The organism is Erwinia aphidicola (genome assembly GCF_024169515.1).
GTDB lineage: Bacteria > Pseudomonadota > Gammaproteobacteria > Enterobacterales > Enterobacteriaceae > Erwinia > Erwinia aphidicola.
This window is the reverse complement of the sequence record NZ_JAMKCQ010000001.1, coordinates 4,073,895-4,093,478: the sequence shown is the minus strand read 5'-3', so window position 1 is coordinate 4,093,478 and position 19,584 is coordinate 4,073,895. Positions and strand designations below refer to the sequence as shown.

The window sequence follows — 19,584 nt, the reverse complement described above, 5'->3', positions numbered from 1 at the left end:
AGTTCATGATCCTCAACAAGACTATAGGACACCCGTGTTCACGACAAGAAGGTCAAAGTTATGATGATTTCATTAAAAAATCAGGTTGCGCTGGTGACGGGCGCCAGTTCAGGAATTGGCTATGCCTGCGCAGAGGCGCTGGCGGAAGCCGGGGCCAGCGTGGTGATCAATTACAACAGCCAGGCGCAGCCCGCTGAAGAGCTGGCGGCAAAAATTTGTCAGCAAGGCGGCAAAGCCATTGCCGTCGGCGGCGATGTGTCAAAAGAGGACGACGTCGACAACCTGTTTGCCCGCACCATCGACGCTTTTGGCGCACTGGATATTCTGGTGGCGAACTCCGGGCTGCAAAAAGACGCGCCGATTGGCGAGATGTCGCTGGCCGACTGGAACAAAGTGCTGGATGTCAACCTGACCGGGCAGTTCCTCTGCGCCCGTGCGGCGCTGCGCCAGTTTCGCCAGCAGGGTGCGCGGCCGGAGGTCAGCCGCGCGCTGGGGAAAATTATCCATATGAGCTCGGTACACCAGGTGATCCCGTGGGCCGGGCATGTGAACTATGCGGCCTCCAAAGGCGGTGTCGACCTGCTGATGCGCTCGCTTGCCCAGGAGATTGGCGCCGAGCGTATACGCGTCAATTCCATCGCGCCCGGCGCCATCGCCACCGCGATCAACAAAGAGAGCACCGAGGGTGACGCGGGGCGCAAGCTGCTGGAGCTGATCCCCTATGGCCGCATTGGCGAAGCGCGGGATATTGGCAACGCGGTCGTCTGGCTGGCCAGCGATCTGTCCGATTATGTGCACGGCACCACGCTGTTTGTCGATGGCGGCATGACGCTTTATCCGGGTTTTCAGGATAACGGATGATGGATTCCGGGCCGACCGAAAAAAAGGGTCGGCCCCTACAGGAAGAACCGGGGCATCATCAGGAGTGAATGGCGCATCATCAAGGGGCTTCGGGCCGACCGAAAAAAAGGGTCGGCCCCTACAGGAAGAATCGGGGCATCATCAGGAATGAATGGCGCATCATCAAGGGGCTTCGGGCCGACCGAAAAAAGGGTCGGCCCCTGCAGGAAGAACCGGGGCATCATCAGGAATGAATGGCGCATCATCTGTTGTAGGGGCCGACCGCTTTTCTGGTCGGCCCGGGATGGCCGGGCGCACCCGCTTCCCCCAGCAGCCATTCAGCAAAATCACGCATCCCCGCGCTTTCCGGGCGCGACTGCAGCCGCGTCAGCCAGTAACCCCCTAAGCTGATACTGGCGGCAAATGGCTGCACGATCTTACCACTTTGCAGCAGATGGCTGAACATCACCGGCGGCGCCAGCGCAATGCCCGCCCCGGCCTGTGCCGCCTCCAGCATATTCACCGACGAATCAAACACCATAATATGCTGCGCGGGCGAAGGCGCCGGCTCCCCCACTGCCGCAAACCACGTTGTCCACTCATCGCGGCGGAAGGATCGCAGCAGCGTAAAGTTGTTCAGATCGGCAGGCTGCTGGATCTGCTGCGCCAGCTCCGGCGTGCACAGCGGCGCCAGCGGGGCATCGCACAGAAACTGTGACTCCGTACCGTGCCAGGCGCCGTTGCCGTAGCGAATGGCGTAATCCAGCCCCTCGGCCACGCTGTCGACGCGATTATTGTGGGTGGAGAGCAGCAGATCGATATGCGGATAGCGCAGGCGAAATGCCGCCAGCCGCGGCAGCAGATAACCGGTGGCAAAGGTTCCGACCACGCCAACTTTCACCTTCTCCCTGACGCGGCCAGCAGAAAAACGGTCCAGCGAATCGGCGATGCGATCGAAGGCGTCACTCAGCGTGGGCAGCAGGATCTCCCCTTCTGGCGTCAGCACCAGCCCCCGCGAGATGCGGATAAATAGCTGGCAGTTCAGATGCTGCTCCAGCGCTTTAACCTGCTGGCTGATGGCGGCATGGGTCACATTGAGTTCGATAGCAGCCTTAGTAAAACTTAACTGTCTGGCCGCGGCTTCAAAGGCACGCAGCGAATTTAACGGCAGATAACTGCGGCTCATGGTGCTCTCGTGTAAGATTTTCTATTGTCAGATGCTAAATATAATCGTTTGTCAGATCCGTGCAATCTCTTCAGACTATTCCAGGTCAAAAGGAGCAACACTGTTTGCATCAATCAGCCTATGGAACTATTAAGCATGAAAAAAAACCTTCTCCCGATCTTGATTGCTGGCACCCTTTCCAGCTTTTCGCTGTTAGCGGCCCCGCTGAATAACGCGCAGCTCGACCAGATCGTCAATGACACCATCAAACCCTTAATGGCCCAGCAGGCGATCCCCGGCATGGCCGTCGCCGTGGTGTATCAGGGCAAAAGCCATCTCTACAGCTACGGCGAAGCCGACATCGAGGCTAAGCGCCCGGTCACGGCGGACACCCTGTTCGAGCTGGGTTCCGTCAGCAAGACCTTTACCGGTATCGCCGCAGGCGCAGCGATTAACAGCGGTCTGGTGAAGCTCACCGACCCGGCGGTGAAGTATGCGCCGCAGCTCAACACGCCGCAGTGGCAGCACATCACTATGCTAAACCTCGCCACCTACACCGCGGGCGGGCTGCCGCTGCAGGTGCCGGATGCGGTGAGCGACCAGCAGGCGCTGTGGCACTACTATCAGCAGTGGCAGCCTGAATGGCAGCCCGGCACGATGCGCAGCTACTCCAATGCCAGCATCGGGCTGTTTGGTTTACTGGCGGTGAAAAACAGCGGGCTGAGCTTTACCGACTATCTGCACAACAAGGTGCTGCAACCGCTAATGATGACGCACACCTATATTGATGTGCCTGCGGCGCAGCAGAAAAATTACGCGTGGGGATATCGCGACGGTAAGCCGGTGCGCGTTTCAGCGGGCATGCTGGATGCAGAAGCCTACGGAGTGAAAACCAGCGTGCAGGATATGGCGAAATATCTGCAGGCGAATATCGACCCGAACAGCACGCCCGCCGTGAAGCAGGCAATCCTCACCAGCCAGGCGCGCTATCTGCGCGTGGGCAACGGGTATCAGGGCTTAGGGTGGGAAATCTATCACTGGCCGGTGGATGCCAAAGAAGTGATTGCTGCCAGCGACAATGGGGTGGCGCTCAAGCCGCACGCCGTCGAGGTGTTAACGCCAGCCGGAAAGGCTGAAGCGCAATCCTGGGTGCATAAAACCGGCAGCACCAACGGCTTTGGCAGCTATATTGCCTTTGTTCCGCAGCAGAAAGTTGGGATTGTGATGCTGGCAAATAAAAGTTATCCGAACCCGGCAAGAGTGGAAGCGGCGAATAAGATCATAACAGCGCTGACTCAACACTAATAAAAAACGGGTCGACCGGAAAAAAGGTCGACCCCTACGTGACCCATTATTTTTTCTTGTAAGCGACCGCAGTCGCGCGCACTTTTTTATCGATCTCACCTGAGGTCACGACGTAAATATCGGCACCCAGCTTATCCGCTTCTGCCTTAAGCGCTTCTCGCGCATCCATGGGTGCAGACTCATCCGAAACAGAGATATCACCCACTTTTTCATACTGAAGAGAAACTTTGTCGAAGTCGACTTTCGACATCAGCTCCGCTGAATACGCATTAAGCGAGAATAATAAAACAGCAGCAGTGGCCAGCTTAGTCTTAAGCATCATGGTTAAATCCTCAGAGTTATCGAATATTATGTTTTTAATTAGTCGGCTAACAAGCGCAGCCGTGTCCTACCTGAAAAGCGTAGTTCACGGCAGGCGGAAAGCAATAAGGTTGGCATTATCCTGGGATTGCTACCCACGCTACGCGTCGGGTCAGGCATGCCTGACCGCTACGAGAGACTCTGCCGCAGCTGCCCTGCCCGCTGCTGCATCTGCTGCGTCGGGCTGCGGCCTATCAGGACATACTGGTAACCCCGGGCATGCCACCAGGCGAGACTCATACCGTGGCGCTTTTCACCCTGCACCGGGGTTAGATTTTGATGCTGCTCGCGGGAAATACACAGCGCCATCGGACCCTCGCTGGCGCGATCCCAGACGATCTGCGCGATTGAAGCGTCGTCATAGCGCAGCAGGCGTATGCTTTTTAGCTCAGCATCGGGTAACGCCAGCTGCTGTGCGCTGAGCCGCAGGCCCATCTCGCGGGCGGTTCTCTCCAGCGAGCGCGCAATCACCGGCGGCGAATTATCGACATCCGCCAGCGTCTGAGTGCTGTACAAGGACATATATTGCGCTTCGAGGTCGCGGATCCTGCCGCTTTCGCGGCGCGAGGCGCTTTCCGGACGGGCGAAATAACCGATACCGGAACCGATAAACAGAAAGCTGAGTGAGGCGGCGATCAGCCCGCGGCGGCTGACCTGTCCCCTGTGCTGCGCACGCGCGGGCGGCGCCCGCACGCAGGTGGACTGCACCAGCTCCTCGGCGACGTCGCGATTGCGCGACAGCACCATGCCGTAACGCCACAGGCGCGACAGATGGGCGGCCAGCTGTTGCCTTACTTCACTGTGGGTAATTTTCACGCCCTCCGGGCAGCTTGAGGCAGCATACGGCGCAGCACGTTATCGCGCAGTAAATAGTGGTGAAACAGCGCCGCTATCGCATGGGCCAACGCCAAAACAATCAGCGCCCAGGCGACATTATTGTGCAGCCCCGCAAGAGTAGGGCGCAGCGCGGGATCGACGGTAATCCAGCCCGGAATATCAAACAGGCCGAAGAAACTAACAGGAAGATCACGCAGGCAGCGGTCAGCCAGTGCAGCGTCAGGGTGAAAGCATCATAGCGCTGACGCGCGCGGGAAGTGGCAATGGCAGACATACAGTAGGTTTCCGTTTGTGGATGTTGATCGGTTAACGCGCCATCGCCACTTTTTATTCGTAAATTTTTAAAAAAAATTTCGCTGTTTCTGCGCTTAACCCTGACCCAGTGAAATTTATCGTGAGTCACGCTACTGAGTTAACTCAAATTATAAACACCTTCGGCATCAAACGGCGGCGGGAAAATCGCGACACCGGGTCTGGCCGGAGGAAATTAAATGCCGAGATATGGCACTTAATGATAATTATGCTGACTGAAGCGATTTTCTCAAGCGGGTAATTAGTCGACCAATTAATGGCTTAGTTATAAAAGTGGCGTGGTTTATTAATTATAGTCAGCGTTATGTAATTAGAGTAACCATCCATTCAGCTAAAGCCTGCAGATGGCAATAACGATAGCATGCCTATTTAAAATCGAGACATGTCATTGATAATTGACGCTTTTTTAAAATTTAACTAAATAATTTAATTGTTAAATTTAACCCTATTAATCGTGTTTAAACTAAAAGCTGCAAATAATTCTTAACTTTTCATCTAAGTTCGTTAAAATATCGCCTCAATTTTGAAACCTATATAGATATCTCTCACTGCTATGTCTAAATTTAGAAAAACAATTCCCCTGCTTTCTCTGTCTGCTCTGCTGGTATCTACTGCACTGCATGCTGAAACCCCTGCTCCACAGAAAACCGACGTGCTGTTGATTGGCGGCGGTATCATGAGCGCTTCCTTAGGAACCTGGTTACAGGAACTTCAGCCAGGCTGGAAACAGCTGATGGTAGAGAAGCTGGATGGTGTCGCACTCGAATCATCGAACGGCTGGAACAACGCCGGGACCGGCCACTCTGCGAACATGGAGCTGAACTACACGCCGGAACGTGCTGATGGTTCAATTGATGTCAGCAAAGCGCTGGATATCAACGAACAGTTTATGATCTCGCGCCAGTTCTGGACCGCTCAGGTGAAACGCGGCGTGCTCAACGACCCGCACTCTTTCATCAACTCGACGCCGCATATGAGCTTCGTCTGGGGTGATAAGAACGTGGAGTACCTGACCAAGCGCTACCAGGCACTGCAGCAGACTACCCTGTTCCAGGGCATGAAGTTCTCTACTGACCAGAACCAGATCAAGCAGTGGGCACCGCTGGTGATTGCCGGTCGCGACCCACAGCAGAAAGTGGCCGCCACCTGGACCCCGGTGGGTACCGATGTCAACTATGGCGAGATCACCCGTCAGCTGATCGGCAGCCTGAAGAAAGATAAAAACTTCACCCTTGAAACCTCGACCGAGGCTACCGAATTTAAGCGCAATGCCGATAACTCCTGGCATGTGACGGTTAAAGACGTTAACAGCGGTGAAGAGCACAGCATCGATGCGAAATATGTGTTTATCGGTGCCGGCGGCGGCGCGCTGAAGCTGCTGCAGAAAACCGGTATTCCGGAAGCGGATAACTATGCAGGCTTCCCGGTGGGCGGCTCCTTCCTGGTCACTGAAAACCCGGAAATTACTAAACAGCATCAGGAAAAAGTATACGGTCAGGCTTCAGTGGGCGCACCACCGATGTCCGTTCCACACCTGGATGCCCGCTACCTTGACGGTAAGCGCGTGGTGCTGTTCGGGCCATTTGCCACCTTCTCTACCAAGTTCCTGAAAAATGGTTCGATCTTCGATCTGCTGGGCACCACCACCACCAGCAACTTCATGCCAATGACGCACGTCGGCCTGGATAACTTTGACCTGGTGAAATACCTGATTGGTCAGGTGATGCTGAATGACGACGACCGCTTCGCCGCGCTGAAAGAGTACTACCCGGACGCGCGTAAAGAGGACTGGAAACTGATCCAGGCAGGTCAGCGCGTGCAGATCATCAAGAAGGATGCCGATAAAGGTGGCGTGCTGAAGCTGGGTACGGAAATTGTGACCGATCAGCAGAAAACCGTCGCGGCCCTGCTGGGCGCTTCACCGGGCGCGTCTACTGCGGCCCCTATCGCGCTCAACGTGATCAAAAAGCTGTTCCCGGAGCAGTTCAACTCTCCTGAGTGGCAGAGCAAAATCCGCACTATCGTGCCGAGCTATGGCCAGCAGCTGAACGGCAACACGCCGCTGACCCAGCAAGTGTGGGATGACACCGCAGCCACCCTGCAGCTGGTGAAGCCGCCGGTGATCAACATGAACGGCGAGCAGAACGCCCCTGCTGCTCCCGCTGAGAAACGCGCAGAGAGCCCGCAGCACGATATGGCGCTGTAAGTTCCCCGCCAACCAAAAAGGCCGATCCTGAGGATCGGCCTTTTTTTTTGCTGTTCACTCCGCTGAGAGTAATATCAGCCTGGGGTTTTGGTGGTGTCTGGCGCTTCAGCAAATGCAGGCTTGGTTCGGGTAACCGAGTAGGCCACATGTTTCACTTTGCCCGGTACCGTGGTGATCTCCACCGCCGGAATGGTTACGCGCCCTAAGCCGAACAGCGTCTGGACGTAGCCGCCCACCTTGTGTTTGCCCGGCTCGACAAACAGCGCACGCTTTTCGCCGCGCTTAAGAATGCCCGCTTCAGTACCGTCGATGGTCAGCGTGATGGAGGAGCCATCATCCGCGCGGGTGACGATATGCGAAACATCAATCTGCGTTGGGCCGCTGCTGAACGGTGCTACTGCTGCTGTCCCCTGCGCCGCCGTGACCTTTTCTTCTTTAGCCGGTTCGGCAGGTGCAGCAGGCGTGGCCGTTTCGGCCGGGGCCGGAGCGCTGGCCGTTTCTACTTGCGCGTCAGGTGCGGTCGCTGCCGGAGCGGTTGCTGCCTCAGCTGTCGTCGCCTCAGGGCTGCCTTCGGTGACGGCACCGGGCGCAGTGATAGGCGTAGTCTGCACCGGCTGTTCGGCTGGCGCGGTTTGCTCTGTTTGCTCTGTTTGCACCGGCTGTTCGGGCTGGGCTGTTGCAGCGGGGGCATCAGCGGTCTGCGTCGCCTGGCTAACGGGCGCCACGGCAGTATTAGATTTAAAGGCAGCGCAACCTGTCAATGTGGTGGCGGCAACAACCGCTGCCAGCGTAAAACGATAAAACATTATGGCGAATTCTCCTCTGCCGAATTTGGCGCGCTGCTATCATAGCGTCACTGCCCGTTTGAATACAGCGTGAGGCGCTTCGGTTTCCTCTGAATTACACTCTCTTTACGCTACTGCTTCAGGAGGATATATGCACGGACCCGACCCCAGCGAGAAACATCCACTCCCTGGCTTTCCCCAGGTCTGCTTTATCAAAAATTGCGTGACCAACCCCAATATCATCATCGGCGACTATACCTACTACGACGATCCTGATGACGCGGAGAACTTCGAGCGCAACGTCCTTTATCACTATCCGTTTATCGGCGATAAGCTGGTTATTGGCAAATTCTGTGCGCTGGCTCGCGGCGTGAAGTTCATTATGAACGGCGCTAACCATAAGACCTCTGGTATATCGACCTTTCCCTTTTTTATTTTCGGCAACGGCTGGGAAAGCGCAGCTCCGCAACCCGGCGACCTGCCTTATAAAGGCGATACCTGCATCGGCAACGATGTCTGGATTGGCTATGACTGCCTGATTATGCCGGGCGTGAGCATCGGCAACGGCGCGATCGTCTCTTCACGCTCCGTAGTGGTTTCCGATGTCCCGGCGTACAGCATAGTGGGCGGTAACCCGGCGCAAGCGATCCGCAAACGCTTTAGTGATGAGGTGATTGCCGAACTGGAAGCGCTAGCCTGGTGGGACTGGCCAGTGGAGAAGATTACTGCCCATCTTGCTGGAATTACGGCGGGTGATATTGCAGCGCTTAAAGGTTAGGCTCAGGCCTGCCTGACCCATTAGCAATTATCTGATGTGACACTGTCACTACCCGTGTCACATTTCGCCATTTCATTCTCCCGGATATCAAGCTCCTGCCCGGCTATAGCCTGAGTACTGTTGCGTTTCACCGCTTATTTGCGCATTTGATTTAAGTCGCAAAGCGTTAAAATATTCTGATTACACACGCTTTTTTCTTCCGAACTCTGACTATAAGGTCTTTTGCGTGGCAAAAATCTTCTTACGCAGTGGCAATCTTGATGCTGTGCTCGCTCTGGGGGAGAACGGGCAACCGGTCTATCTCTCCGCTCTGCAACTGCGCGAAACCCTGCGCCTGAGAAAACAGTCTGCGCTGGCCGACTGCCTGGCGATCCCGCAGCCTAACGACGCGGGCGACCGCCTGGACTGGTACTCGCCGGTGAATGGCAAAGTCAGTTCGTGGGCCGCCGCCAGCAACAGCGCACGCAAGGCAGCGCTGAATGACCTGCTCGCCTGCCAGAGCACGCTGGCAGAGATTAGCGACCGCGCCCAGCAGTCCGATAAGCCGAGCCAGAAGCTGTTCGGCGCCCTGCTGAGCAAGGCGTTACAGTTCCCCGACCAGAACTATGTCTACCTGGTGGGCGGCAAGCCGGTGATCACCTTCTGGGGCTTTGTCAGCCTGGATAAAAAATCCCGCCAGGACGCTTTCGACTGCCTGCGCGCAGTGGAAGATGATGAGCCGCAGCTCGGCCTGTCGCGCCTTGCGCCCGTCGCGGCAGCCCCTGCACCCGCTGCGGCTACGGTCTCGCCGGTGATTGCTCCGCTGATTACCCCTGAACCCGCCGCCGCGCCGCGAGTGATGCCCACTATTCCGCCGTTGGAAATTATTGACGAGCCGGAGGCAATCGCACCTGAGCCGGCCCCGGCGGTCCCCGCTACGCCTGCGGCAAAACCACCGATGAAAGCCTGGCTGCGCTACAGCTGGGTTGTTCCGGCCGTGGTGCTGCTGATTGCCTTTGGCGTGCAGCTGAAAAGCTGTAGCGATAAAGCGCCTGAAGAGGTGAAAGCGCCTGAACCCGCCGCACAGCCCGAGCCTGCCGCACCGCAAGCTGCGAATGCGCCAGCCGCACCGGTCGCTCCGGCTGCTGCACCTACTCTGCCACTGGCACCGGCGATTATCGCCCCGGCTGCCGTTACACCCGCTGCGGCCCCGGCAGCAGCGACCGCGGCTGAACCGGCGGTGGAAGCTGTCGCAGACGCGCGCCCGGTGGCGAAAGACGATCTGGTGCTGCCTGCCGATGCGGTCAAAATTGGCTCGACCAAATTCCTTAACGGTAACTGGCGCGTACTGGTGCAGAAAAATCTGCCGACCGGCACCCCGCCGATGCTGAAATATCAGCTGAAAAATGGCAAAGGGACGGCGCGGATCACCCAGGGCGACGGCGTTAGCTGTAAGGTCGAGGTATTCGCCGGGCTGATGTCCTCCGGCAACCTGGTGATTAACAGCCGCACGAAAGCGCGATGCAGCGATGGTTCGCGCTATCAGATGCCGGAACTGGTGTGTAAACAGGGCCTGAGCGGGCCTGCCGAGTGCAGCGGCAGCTACAATGCCGACACGGTGCTGCCGATGACCATGAAGCGTGAGAGTAAATAATGATGCTGGCGACGATTGCTGATTTCAAACCCAATATGACGCTGGTCCAGAACAGTGGTATCCAGTTCCTCGACTTTGCGCTGACGCCGGACCTGAACAACGACTGGCCGGGTAAATTTGTCCGCCAGACCGCGAATGGCCCGCTGCTGCGCCTGAACTATCACGCGCCCAGCGCCAAGTACCTGCTGCCGCAGGCGGCGGGCACCCCAGCCGAAGTGGTCAAGCCGGAGTTCAGTTTCCCGCTGGCGCAGTCGCTCAGCCTGCTGTGCGGCCAGTGGCTGCCGCTGCCGTTCTTCCGCTTCAACCCGCCGCGCACCTTTATCGGCGGCCCGGATAACTGGGCGCGCGTCCAGGTGGTGGCGCTGGATAAACCGGATGCCAGCGGCCATACCCACCGCATCGTGCTGGCGTTTGACACCAAAGTCTGGGCCGATGGCGAAGATGAGTCGCTGGCGCTGAATGAAAATGATGTGAAGAACGGCGTCAATTTCGCGCTGGCCCACCGCAGCGACGAGCTGGGCGAGTTCCTTGACCACACCTGGATTGACGGCTGGCTGCGCGAAGTATTTAGCGACAGCGCCTCCACCCTTGAACAGCGCCCGCAGGTCAATATTAAAGCCGCCCTGCGCGAGTTTGAGTATCAGGCGCACTATCTCAACGTCCTGCATATGCTCGGCGAGCAGCTGTCAGTGCCGGAGCTGAAAATCAGCGCAGCGACGCTGCAGGAGCCGGCTATTGCCGTGGATCTGATCCTCGACGTCGGTAACTCTCACACCTGCGGCATTATGGTGGAAGATCACGTTGACGATCACCAGGGCCTGAAGCACACCTACGAACTACAGATGCGTAATCTCAGCCATCCCCATGCGCTGTATAACGAACTGTTTGAAAGCCGCGTCGAGTTCGCCCAGGCCAGCTTCGGCAAGCAGAATTTCTCGCTGGAAAGCGGCCGCGATGAGGCGTTTACCTGGCCTTCGATCGTCCGCGTCGGGCGCGAAGCCGGCAATCTGGCGCTGCAGCGCCTCGGCACCGAGGGTGCTACCGGGCTCTCCAGCCCGCGCCGCTACCTGTGGGATGAAGAGAGCTACACGCCGGGCTGGCGCTTCAGCCGTACCCCGGGCAATCAGCAGCAGGAACCGCTGGCGACCGCGCTGCCGCTGACCTACCTGATTAATGATGAAGGCCAGCCGCTGTACAGCATACCGCTGGATGAGCGCCTGCCGGTGTTCTCCCCGCACTACAGCCGCAGCTCGGTGATGAGCCTGATGCTGTCCGAGCTTCTGGCGCAGGCGCTGTTGCAGATGAACAGCCCGATGCAGCGCCAGAAAATGCTGCACAGCAGCGCCCCGCGCCAGCTGCGTAATATCATTCTCACCCTGCCTTCCGCCATGCCGAAGCCGGAGCGTGAGATCTTCCGCCGCCGCATGCTGGAGGCCATTGCGCTGGTGTGGAAAGCCATGGGCTGGCACCCGGCGGATGACGATTTCACCCGCGCCGAGGATAAAGCCAAAAGCAGCGTGCCGGTGCCGGAGGTGCAGATGGAGTGGGATGAAGCCACCTGCGGCCAGATGGTTTATCTCTATAACGAAACCCAGGTCAACTTTGGTGGCCGTGCTGAAGCCTTCTTCGCCAGCATGGTACGCCCCGACCGCGCCCGTGCTGCCGATGAACCGGCGGGCAAGACGCTGCGCATCGCCTCCATCGACATTGGCGGCGGCACCACCGACCTGGCAATTACTCAATATCGCCTCGATGACGGCGTAGGGAATAACGTAAAAATTATGCCGCGCCTGCTGTTCCGCGAGGGCTTTAAGCTGGCGGGCGACGATATCCTGCTCGACGTCATTCAGCTGTACGTACTGCCCGCGCTGCAGGCGGCCTTTAAGCAGGCTGGCATGGTCAACCCTGAAGCGGTCATGACGCGCCTGTTCGGTCATGAAGGCCGCCTTGACGGGCACTCAACCCTGCGCCAGCAGGTGACGCTGCAGCTGTTTATCCCGCTGGGCCAGGCGGTGCTGGAAGCCTATGAAACCTTCGACCCGCTTGACCTGACGGCAGAGATTGATGCCCGCTTTGGTGAGCTGCTGGCGCAGGCGCCGACCAGCAAACTGCTGGACTATATTAACCGCGAGATCCAGCGCGAGCTGCCGGGCGATGCGGCTGCCTTCGATATTCTCGATGTGGCGCTGATTGTGCGCCTCAGCAAGCTGCACGCTGAGTTCCTCTCGCCGCGCATGAACATTACCCACAGCCTGCGCTCAATGTCGGAAGTGGTGGCGGTATACGACTGCGATGTGCTGCTGCTGACCGGCCGCCCTTCACGCTTCCCCGGCGTGCAGGCGCTGTTCCGCCACCTGCAACCGCTGCCGGTGAGCCGCATTGTTTCACTGGACGGCTATCACACCAATGACTGGTATCCGTTCAACAAGCAGGGAAAAATCGAGAACCCGAAATCTACCGCCGCGGTCGGCGCGATGCTGTGCCTGCTGTCGCTGGACCTGCGCCTGGCGAACTTCTGGTTCAAGGCCGGGGACTTCCAGCCGTACTCGACCATTCGCTATCTCGGGATGCTCGACGGCACCGGCGCGCTGACGGCGGATAACGTCTGGTACAGCGATATTGACCTCGACCAGCAGAACTTTAATCTGGAAGTGCGTAGCCGATTCCAGGTGCGCGGCGCGTTAACCTTAGGGTTCCGCCAGCTGGACAATGACCGCTGGCCTGCGTCACCGCTGTATACCCTGACGATTGTCGATTCGCAGCTGGCGCGCAGCGTAGCCGGGGATAAAGTGCTGCGCATTAAGCTGGCGGTCAGCCGCCCGTTTGGCGAGTTCGGACCGGAGCGTTTTGATATTGCCGATGCGACGCTTGATGACGGCAGCCAGGTGCCGCTTGAACATCTGCGTCTGCGCCTCAACACCCTTGCCAGCAGCGGATCGGGCATGGCGCATTACTGGATTGACAGCGGGAGCGTCTACAAGAAATGAAATCGTTAAATAAGATCCTCACCGCCCAGGCGAACAAAAAACGTGATGCTCTGACGCAGGGTATTGAGCAGGCGCTGGAGTGGCTGGAGGATAACCGCCAGCAGGCGCCGCGCCTGAATATGGAAGCAGATCGCCTGGCGGTCAAACTGCTGCGCCAGCACAACAAGGCCAGCGTACTGGCCCGCAACACGCCGATCAACCCGGCAATAGGCCTGTTCGGTCTGGCGCAGGCGGGCAAGTCTTATCTGATTGGCGCCCTGGCTGCCAGCGACAAGGGCCGCCTGGAGTGCGCATTTGGCAATAGCGTGCTGGATTATGCCGGCCAGCTTAACCCGCAGCAGCACACCAGTAATCTGGTATTACGCTTCAGCGGTCAGCAGCAGAGCAGCGACAGCAGCTGGCCGGTGCAGCTCACTCTGCTCAGTGAAAGCGAGCTGGTTGCGGTGCTGGCGCTCCAGTATGCGCAGCGCGTGGGTGACACTGTCACCTTTGATGAATCGCAGCTTGGCGAGAAAATGCAGAACGTGGCGATGTACCGCCAGCCGGAAGCGGTTGACGGCATCAACCGTCATCAGATGGTGGCACTGTGGGATGCCCTGCATTTCAGCCTGGCGCGCAACAGCGCGCTGGAGAGCCATTTCTGGCCGCAGGCGGTGGAGCAGGCTCCGTTCCTCGGCGTGGACGACCGCGCCCGCCTGTTCTCCCTGTTGTGGGGCGAGGATCGCCAGCTGACGGCACTGTATCGCCAGCTGGCGCACGTGCTGCACCACCTCTCCTGCGTGGGCGACGTTCTGGCCCCGCTCAGCGTGCTGGACGAACCCTCGTACAGCCTGCTTAACAGCTCCGGCGTCAGCCAGTTTAATGCCACCGTCGATTTGACGCTGCAGGTGGTACCGCGCCACGGTGGCCGTTCTCTGGCCCCGGTCAGCGTGGCGCTGGCAGAACTGACGCTGCTAAGCCGCGAAGTACTGCTGCCGCTCTACAGCGCGCCGCGCGAGGAGCTGTTTAGCGAAGTCGACCTGCTCGATTACCCTGGTTTTGTCAGCCTGCCGGTGCTGCCGGACGACGATCAGCATGCGCTGGCGCTGAGCTTCCTGCAGGCGCGGCGCCCATTCCTGCTGCAGCGTGCGGCGGTACAGCAGGATGTCACTCATCTGCTGGTGTGCAGCGCGTCGGCACACCGTAATGAAACGCGCCACGTTGGCCGCCTGCTCGACTTCTGGGTGAAGCAAACTCAGGGCGAAACCAGCGTGCAGCGCAGCGGCCGCAAGCCTGGGCTGATCTGGGCGATGACGCCGTTTGATCAACGCATTACCCACGGCCACAACCACGATGCGGCAGTGCAGCGCTACGTGGGCAATCCGGGCGATGCCTGGGGTGCCATGCTGGCGATGGATGAAAAAGGCGTGCAGCGTATGGCCGGGTACCTGGTCAATGAAGTGCGTCGTGACAGCAAGCTGGAGCGCATTGCCGCCTGCCGCGCCGAGATCCAGCGCGAGCTGAGTGAAAACCTGCTCGGGCGCTGGTATCAGGCGGCGGAAGGTGAAGATCCGGCCGAGCGCCTGCGCACCGCCGAAACGCTGCTGAAAGCGCTTCAGACCCGCACCGGCGTGCACGGCGAACTGCTGGAGCGCCTGGTGCCGGTGCGCGATACCCTGCGTCACCTGTTCCTGCAGCGCCAGTATCAGCGCAGTGAGCGAACTGCCGCTGACGAGTACAGCATCTCCGAGGACGATCCGTTTGGCATTGGTATGACTATCGATCTGCTGAGCGATGAGCCGCTGACGGCGGTACAGACCAGCTATCACAGCGCGCCGGTGGTGGATCAGGAAGCCGAATTTTCCCAGAACGTCTATCGCCACTGGATCAATCAGCTACGCCTGCTGCCGGATAACGGCCCGCTGCTGGAGCTGCTTGGCGTGACCAAACCGACGCTGGAGATGCTGACCGAAGAGCTGATCACCGCCAGCGTACGCCAGGAGATTGAAGCGGCGCTGCTGCGCATTCTGGCCGACAGCGATGCGGCGGGCCTGCCCGCTGAGCAGATCGCCGATCGTCAGGTGTCGCGTGCGCTGAGCGTGCTGGGTGATTTCGTCGCCTGGCTGGGGTTCCAGCAGTTGCCGGAAGCGCAGCGCCCGGACAGCCGCATCAATCGCGGGCAGAAGATTTTCGCCAAGCCGGAAGCACAGACGGTTAATTTGGGGCCCGGTCAGCGCCTGACGCGTCTGGCGCTGAAGCCAAATAACCACGCCGCGTTTTATATCTACGACTGGCTGGTGGGGCTGAATGAGATGATAGTGCAGAATGCCGGGTATGCGGCATCGCGCGAAATCAGCGGCGAAGAGCGTGAAAGGCTGGCGAAGATTTTGAGCGTGATCCGCCGATAATGATTTCGCGTAGGGGTCGACCTTTTTTTTCGGTCGACCCGGAGAAGCTCAATAAACCCGTACGCTAAATGCGCCGCCCGTTTCCTGTTCGGCTTCCTGCATCACCTCAATGATGCCCTGCAGTTCCGCCTGCTGAGGATGCCTGTGCAGATGCCGCAGAGTGATCCTCAACGGCAGCGCCACGCCAGCGGTCAGCACATCCCATAAGGCATCGAGATTACTGCCGAACTCGCTCAACGCAAATCGGGCGGCGAACTGACGATAAAAGTCGGCGCGATCTTCCACCTGCTGTAAGTCAAAACTCACCAGTTGCATATTAATTTACCTGCTGAAAATGGCGGTAATGGTCGCTCGTCACGTAAATCAGGCCATCGCTCGAGTAGAGCATGCGATCGCTGCCGCGCCGCCCGCACTGATAATTGACGTCGGCTTCGAACCAGCGGCGCCCTGCTTTATCTGGCAGCCCCCCTTCGCGGTTGCTGAAGCGATCGCCACCGATGGCCCGCCCCGGCAGCACGTTGCACAGGTTACCTTTTGACGGGTCCCAGCCCAGTTTACGCGCCTCACCTTTGCGCAGGTAGTAGTCCGGCAGCCGCTGATGCTGTTGCAGATAGTCCGCCACTCGCTGCTGAGCGGTAAGCGTACTGATATCGTTGGCACCCTGACGCGCAGTCGGAGTGGATTGTGTTGATGAAGTCGGCGGTTTCGCCGGATGATGCAGCCCGGCCGCCGCGGCGGCAATCGCGAAGATCGCGGCAATAAGAAGTTTTTTGTTCATGGGCGTAGTTTAGCAAAGCCAGGATGTGGGGCGTAGAGAAAAGCGTGGCGAGAAAGCCAGCAGCTGCGCTATTCCCGCCAGATTTTGCCGTTATGGCTATTTATTCTCGTACTGCTTCATGTTTTCCGGCGTCACCAGCTCGAAGGGGATCCAGTGGTAAGAATCCAGCTTTTCGCCTTTGATCATACGCTGGGCGACATCTACCGAGGCTTTGCCCTGGCCAACAGCGTCCTGAAATACGGTGACCTGCATCTTGCCGCTGGCCAGCGCTTTCAGACCATCCGGCGTGGCATCAATGCCGCCAACCAGCACTTTATTCTGTTTAATGCCTGACTGCTGCAGCGCCATCGCAGCGCCAATCGCCATTTCATCATTGTTGGCGGCGACGATATCAATCTCTTCGCCGTTGCTCAGCCAGCTGAGCATCAGGTCCATGCCCTCGCTACGTGAATAGTTCGCCGTCTGCTTCTGCACAACTTTCATTTTCGGGTACTTTGCGACCACCTGCTCAACGTCTTTGGTGCGCTGCAGTGCCCCGGCATCGGTCAGGTTACCGATCATAATGCCAACTTTGCCCTGATAGTTGGCGAGTTTTGCCAGCTGTTCCATCTGCAAAGTACCCGACTGCTTCTCATCGGAGCCGACAAACACCACGCCCGGTGGCAGTTTCGGGTCGCCCGGCGTACGGTTAACATAGACCAGCGGGATTTTAGCCTGGGTAACCAGCCGGGTCATAACGGGAGTTCCGGCTGAATTGACCGGATCAACAATGATCGCATCCACCCCGGCGCTGATAAAACTCTGCACCTGGTCGGTCTGGCGCCCGACATCGCCGCGCGCGTCCTCAAACTGCACCTTGATGCCGCGCTCTTTGGCCTCTTTATCAATCGCCTGGCGGATAATGGTAAGAAAGTTCTGGTCGAAATAGGCCATCGACACGCCAATGGTTTCGGCCAGTGAGGAAGCGGAGCAGCTTAACGCGGCCACCAGCAGCAGTTTTTTAAAATGTTTCATTATTATTCTCCAGAGGCAAAGGTGACTGCGGTGGATAAAATGAAACATCACAACCGCATTTGGAGGTTAATGAAATGAACGGTTTGAATGCAATCTGATTTTAACGATTCCGTAACATCCATCACGCTTTGCCGTGATAGGCCAGCTCCATCAACAGCATAAACAGCGGCGTGGTCAGCGCGGAAAACAGCGTGGTGAGCAGCATGCTGGTAGCCGCCGGGCCGGTCAGCGCGTTGAACTGCTGCGACATCAGGTAGACATTGACCCCGACCGACATCGAAGCCAGCAGCACCACCACTTTGCTCTCCAGCGGCGGCAGCCCGATCGCCCATGCCAGCCCCCAGACTACCAGCGGCTGGACAATCAGCTTGATGGTGCTTAGCGCGTAGCTGATGGCCAGCCCTTCTTTGATGCGGTAGCCGGCCAGGCTCATCCCCAGCGCGACCAGCGCCAGCGGCACGGCGATCTGGCCGAGCATGGTGACAGGCTGGTCAACCATTTGCGGCAGCGGCAGCCCGCTCAGGCTAAACGCGGTGCCGGAAAGGATGCCGATAATCAGCGGATTTTTAAGCACGCTTTTCGCGGTATTACCAAAGCCTTTGAGATTCAGCGCGCCGTGCTTAAACCACTCTACCGAAACCGTTGCCAGCGTCCACAGGATCAGGCCGTTGAACACCAGCACCAGCGCAACCGATGGGATAGCCGCATCCCCCAGCATGACGCGGGCAATGGGCAAGCCGAGCAGCACATTATTGGAAAAAATTCCGCCCAGCGCGAATACTGAACCGGCAATGCCATCAAGCTTAAACAGGCGTGAAGCAACTACCCTACCCAGTGCGAACACCAGCAGGCAGCCGCCGAAAAAGGCAATCAGCAGGCGGCCATCAACCGGCGGGCCCTTACTGAAGTCGCACATCAGGCGGAACAGCATCGCCGGAAGCGCGACGCGAAACACCAGGCGGTTAATTGCTTCGGTAATGCTTTCCGGCCAGTGACGCCAGCGCACCAGCAGCCAGCCCAGTGCAATCAGGACAAACAGCGGCATGGCAATCAGTATCTGGTGCAGCAGCGTGGCTATCAGCGGCATGAAAACTCCGTCTCGCGGCCGGAAGCATCCGGCCGAAATGGTTCAGGATTAAATCAGATGAGCGATACGCAGTTCAGCTTTCAGATAGGCGTAATAAACCGGCGCAGCCACCACGCCAGCCAGCCCAAAAGCGGATTCAAACACCAGCATCGCCAGCAGGATCTCCCAGGTCTTGGCGCTGATGCGGCTGCCAAAGATGCGCGCATTAATGAAGTATTCCAGCTTGTGGATCAGGATCAGGTAAATCAGGGCGATCAGCGCCGCTTCCAGCGAAATCGAGAGACCGATCAGCACAATCACCGTATTGGAAATCAGGTTACCAATAATCGGCAGCAGCCCGGCGATAAAGGTCAGCACTACCACGGTTTTGGCAAACGGGAAATGCAGCCCGAACAGCGGCAGGATGCCAAACAGGAAACCGCAGGTCAGCACGGTATTCACCAGCGAGACTTTGATCTGCGCAAACACCACGTTGTGGAAGGCGGCAGCCAGCGTAGTCAGGCGGTCAAGCATCGCCTGCTTCAGCGGCGCTTCCGGGCGCTGGCCGCTACTGTTACGCAGCGAGATAATCGCCCCCAGCAGCATGCCGATCAGCATGGTGGCAAAGGTATGCGCCGCCGTGCGGCCAAAGGTTTGCACCACCACCAGATGCTCACGCAGCCAGGTGACGACCTGATTTTGCAGCTCGTCGATGTCCGAGGGCAGATAGCGCACGATCACCGGGGACAGCGTGCGCTGGGCATCTTCAAGCAGCTTGGTGGCGGTAGCGTGGAAAGCGGCGGGGTTCTGGAAATCGTGCAGCAGGAAGCCAATCAGTTTGGTGATGCCGGTCACCAGCGCGAGGATAACCACCACGCTGAGGAACAGGATGCTGATCCAGCGGGCTATCTGCCCTTTCACTAGCCGCTCAACCAGCGGAGTCAGGGCCAGGATAGTTTCATAGACGATAAACCCGGCGAGAAAACAGGGCAGTAAACGCAGGGGGAAGATGGCGAACAGCGCGATAAAAATCAGGCCATAACTGGCGGCCTGACAGAGCTGCGACCGATTAACATTCCGTATTTCCATGACAAGTCCTGTCTTAAAGGAAAAAAATGAAGCGAATTCAGA

16 protein-coding genes and 1 pseudogene are annotated in these 19,584 nt (G+C 58.2%); 7 read left to right on the top strand and 10 right to left on the bottom strand.

All coding sequences use genetic code 11. From position 1 onward, the window contains the following. The first annotated feature begins 60 nt into the window (after window positions 1-60). On the top strand, window positions 61-861 hold the full coding sequence (locus tag J2Y91_RS19235; RefSeq protein ID WP_048914692.1) for an SDR family oxidoreductase: 801 nt from the start codon (window positions 61-63) through the stop codon (window positions 859-861). A 241-nt stretch (window positions 862-1,102) separates the two neighbouring features. On the opposite strand, the gene ampR is transcribed toward J2Y91_RS19235, so the two are convergent. Continuing rightward, the gene (gene ampR / locus J2Y91_RS19230; RefSeq protein ID WP_133623655.1) at window positions 1,103-2,026 is read right to left on the bottom strand and encodes a LysR family transcriptional regulator AmpR; all 924 of its coding nucleotides are present in this window, start codon (window positions 2,024-2,026) and stop codon (window positions 1,103-1,105) included. Window positions 2,027-2,161: 135 nt separating this feature from the next. Between ampR and ampC the strand changes: the two genes are divergently transcribed. Further along, window positions 2,162-3,310, top strand: a complete 1,149-nt coding sequence (gene ampC / locus J2Y91_RS19225) for a class C beta-lactamase (protein ID WP_133623656.1) — start codon at window positions 2,162-2,164, stop codon at window positions 3,308-3,310. A 46-nt stretch (window positions 3,311-3,356) separates the two neighbouring features. Here the strand turns inward: ampC and yahO are convergent, their stop codons facing one another. From yahO to J2Y91_RS19210, 3 genes and pseudogenes are all read right to left on the bottom strand, one after another. After that, window positions 3,357-3,632: a DUF1471 family periplasmic protein YahO gene (yahO, locus tag J2Y91_RS19220; protein WP_133623657.1), complete on the bottom strand. Its 276-nt coding sequence runs from the start codon at window positions 3,630-3,632 to the stop codon at window positions 3,357-3,359. 167 nt (window positions 3,633-3,799) lie between these two features. After that, complete coding sequence (locus J2Y91_RS23130) at window positions 3,800-4,486, bottom strand: hypothetical protein (RefSeq protein ID WP_133623658.1); 687 nt, start codon at window positions 4,484-4,486, stop codon at window positions 3,800-3,802. Beyond that, window positions 4,483-4,692 (bottom strand): annotated as a pseudogene (locus tag J2Y91_RS19210) (cytochrome b); the annotation flags it as partial. The gene J2Y91_RS23130 and the pseudogene J2Y91_RS19210, both read right to left, overlap by 4 nt. Window positions 4,693-5,372: 680 nt before the next feature. Between J2Y91_RS19210 and mqo the strand changes: the two are divergent. After that, a complete protein-coding gene (mqo, locus tag J2Y91_RS19205; protein WP_133623659.1) occupies window positions 5,373-7,025 on the top strand; it encodes a malate dehydrogenase (quinone) in 1,653 nt (550 codons plus the stop codon). A gap of 74 nt (window positions 7,026-7,099) precedes the next feature. Here the strand turns inward: mqo and J2Y91_RS23125 are convergent, their stop codons facing one another. Then, window positions 7,100-7,831 carry a hypothetical protein gene (locus J2Y91_RS23125; protein ID WP_208864881.1) on the bottom strand — a complete coding sequence of 244 codons (732 nt, stop codon included), beginning with the start codon at window positions 7,829-7,831 and terminating at the stop codon, window positions 7,100-7,102. A gap of 130 nt (window positions 7,832-7,961) precedes the next feature. On the opposite strand from J2Y91_RS23125, the gene J2Y91_RS19195 reads away from it, so the two are divergent. From J2Y91_RS19195 to J2Y91_RS19180, 4 genes are all read left to right on the top strand, one after another. Next, window positions 7,962-8,588: a Vat family streptogramin A O-acetyltransferase gene (locus J2Y91_RS19195; protein WP_048916058.1), complete on the top strand. Its 627-nt coding sequence runs from the start codon at window positions 7,962-7,964 to the stop codon at window positions 8,586-8,588. Window positions 8,589-8,814: 226 nt separating this feature from the next. Continuing rightward, window positions 8,815-10,221: an SrfA family protein gene (locus J2Y91_RS19190; protein WP_048916057.1), complete on the top strand. Its 1,407-nt coding sequence runs from the start codon at window positions 8,815-8,817 to the stop codon at window positions 10,219-10,221. 2 nt (window positions 10,222-10,223) lie between these two features. Further along, on the top strand, window positions 10,224-13,208 hold the full coding sequence (locus J2Y91_RS19185) for a virulence factor SrfB (RefSeq protein WP_133625075.1): 2,985 nt from the start codon (window positions 10,224-10,226) through the stop codon (window positions 13,206-13,208). Next, on the top strand, window positions 13,205-15,595 hold the full coding sequence (locus J2Y91_RS19180; RefSeq protein WP_253539159.1) for a virulence factor SrfC family protein: 2,391 nt from the start codon (window positions 13,205-13,207) through the stop codon (window positions 15,593-15,595). The genes J2Y91_RS19185 and J2Y91_RS19180 overlap by 4 nt, the downstream gene beginning before the upstream one ends. A 48-nt stretch (window positions 15,596-15,643) precedes the next feature. On the opposite strand, the gene J2Y91_RS19175 is transcribed toward J2Y91_RS19180, so the two are convergent. The 5 genes from J2Y91_RS19175 to J2Y91_RS19155 all read right to left on the bottom strand — a co-directional run bounded on the left by J2Y91_RS19175 (window position 15,644) and on the right by J2Y91_RS19155 (window position 19,542). Continuing rightward, window positions 15,644-15,910, bottom strand: coding sequence for a barstar family protein (locus tag J2Y91_RS19175; RefSeq protein WP_048916055.1), 267 nt, complete (start codon window positions 15,908-15,910; stop codon window positions 15,644-15,646). 1 nt (window position 15,911) lies between these two features. After that, a complete protein-coding gene (locus tag J2Y91_RS19170) occupies window positions 15,912-16,373 on the bottom strand; it encodes a ribonuclease domain-containing protein (RefSeq protein WP_048916054.1) in 462 nt (153 codons plus the stop codon). A gap of 96 nt (window positions 16,374-16,469) precedes the next feature. Further along, complete coding sequence (locus J2Y91_RS19165) at window positions 16,470-17,387, bottom strand: sugar ABC transporter substrate-binding protein (RefSeq protein WP_099754734.1); 918 nt, start codon at window positions 17,385-17,387, stop codon at window positions 16,470-16,472. Between the two features lie 121 nt (window positions 17,388-17,508). Continuing rightward, entirely contained in the window at window positions 17,509-18,474 is a 966-nt protein-coding gene (locus J2Y91_RS19160; protein WP_133623662.1) for an AEC family transporter, read from the bottom strand. Window positions 18,475-18,522: 48 nt separating this feature from the next. Beyond that, window positions 18,523-19,542 carry an AI-2E family transporter gene (locus J2Y91_RS19155; protein WP_048916051.1) on the bottom strand — a complete coding sequence of 340 codons (1,020 nt, stop codon included), beginning with the start codon at window positions 19,540-19,542 and terminating at the stop codon, window positions 18,523-18,525. Window positions 19,543-19,584 lie beyond the last annotated feature (42 nt).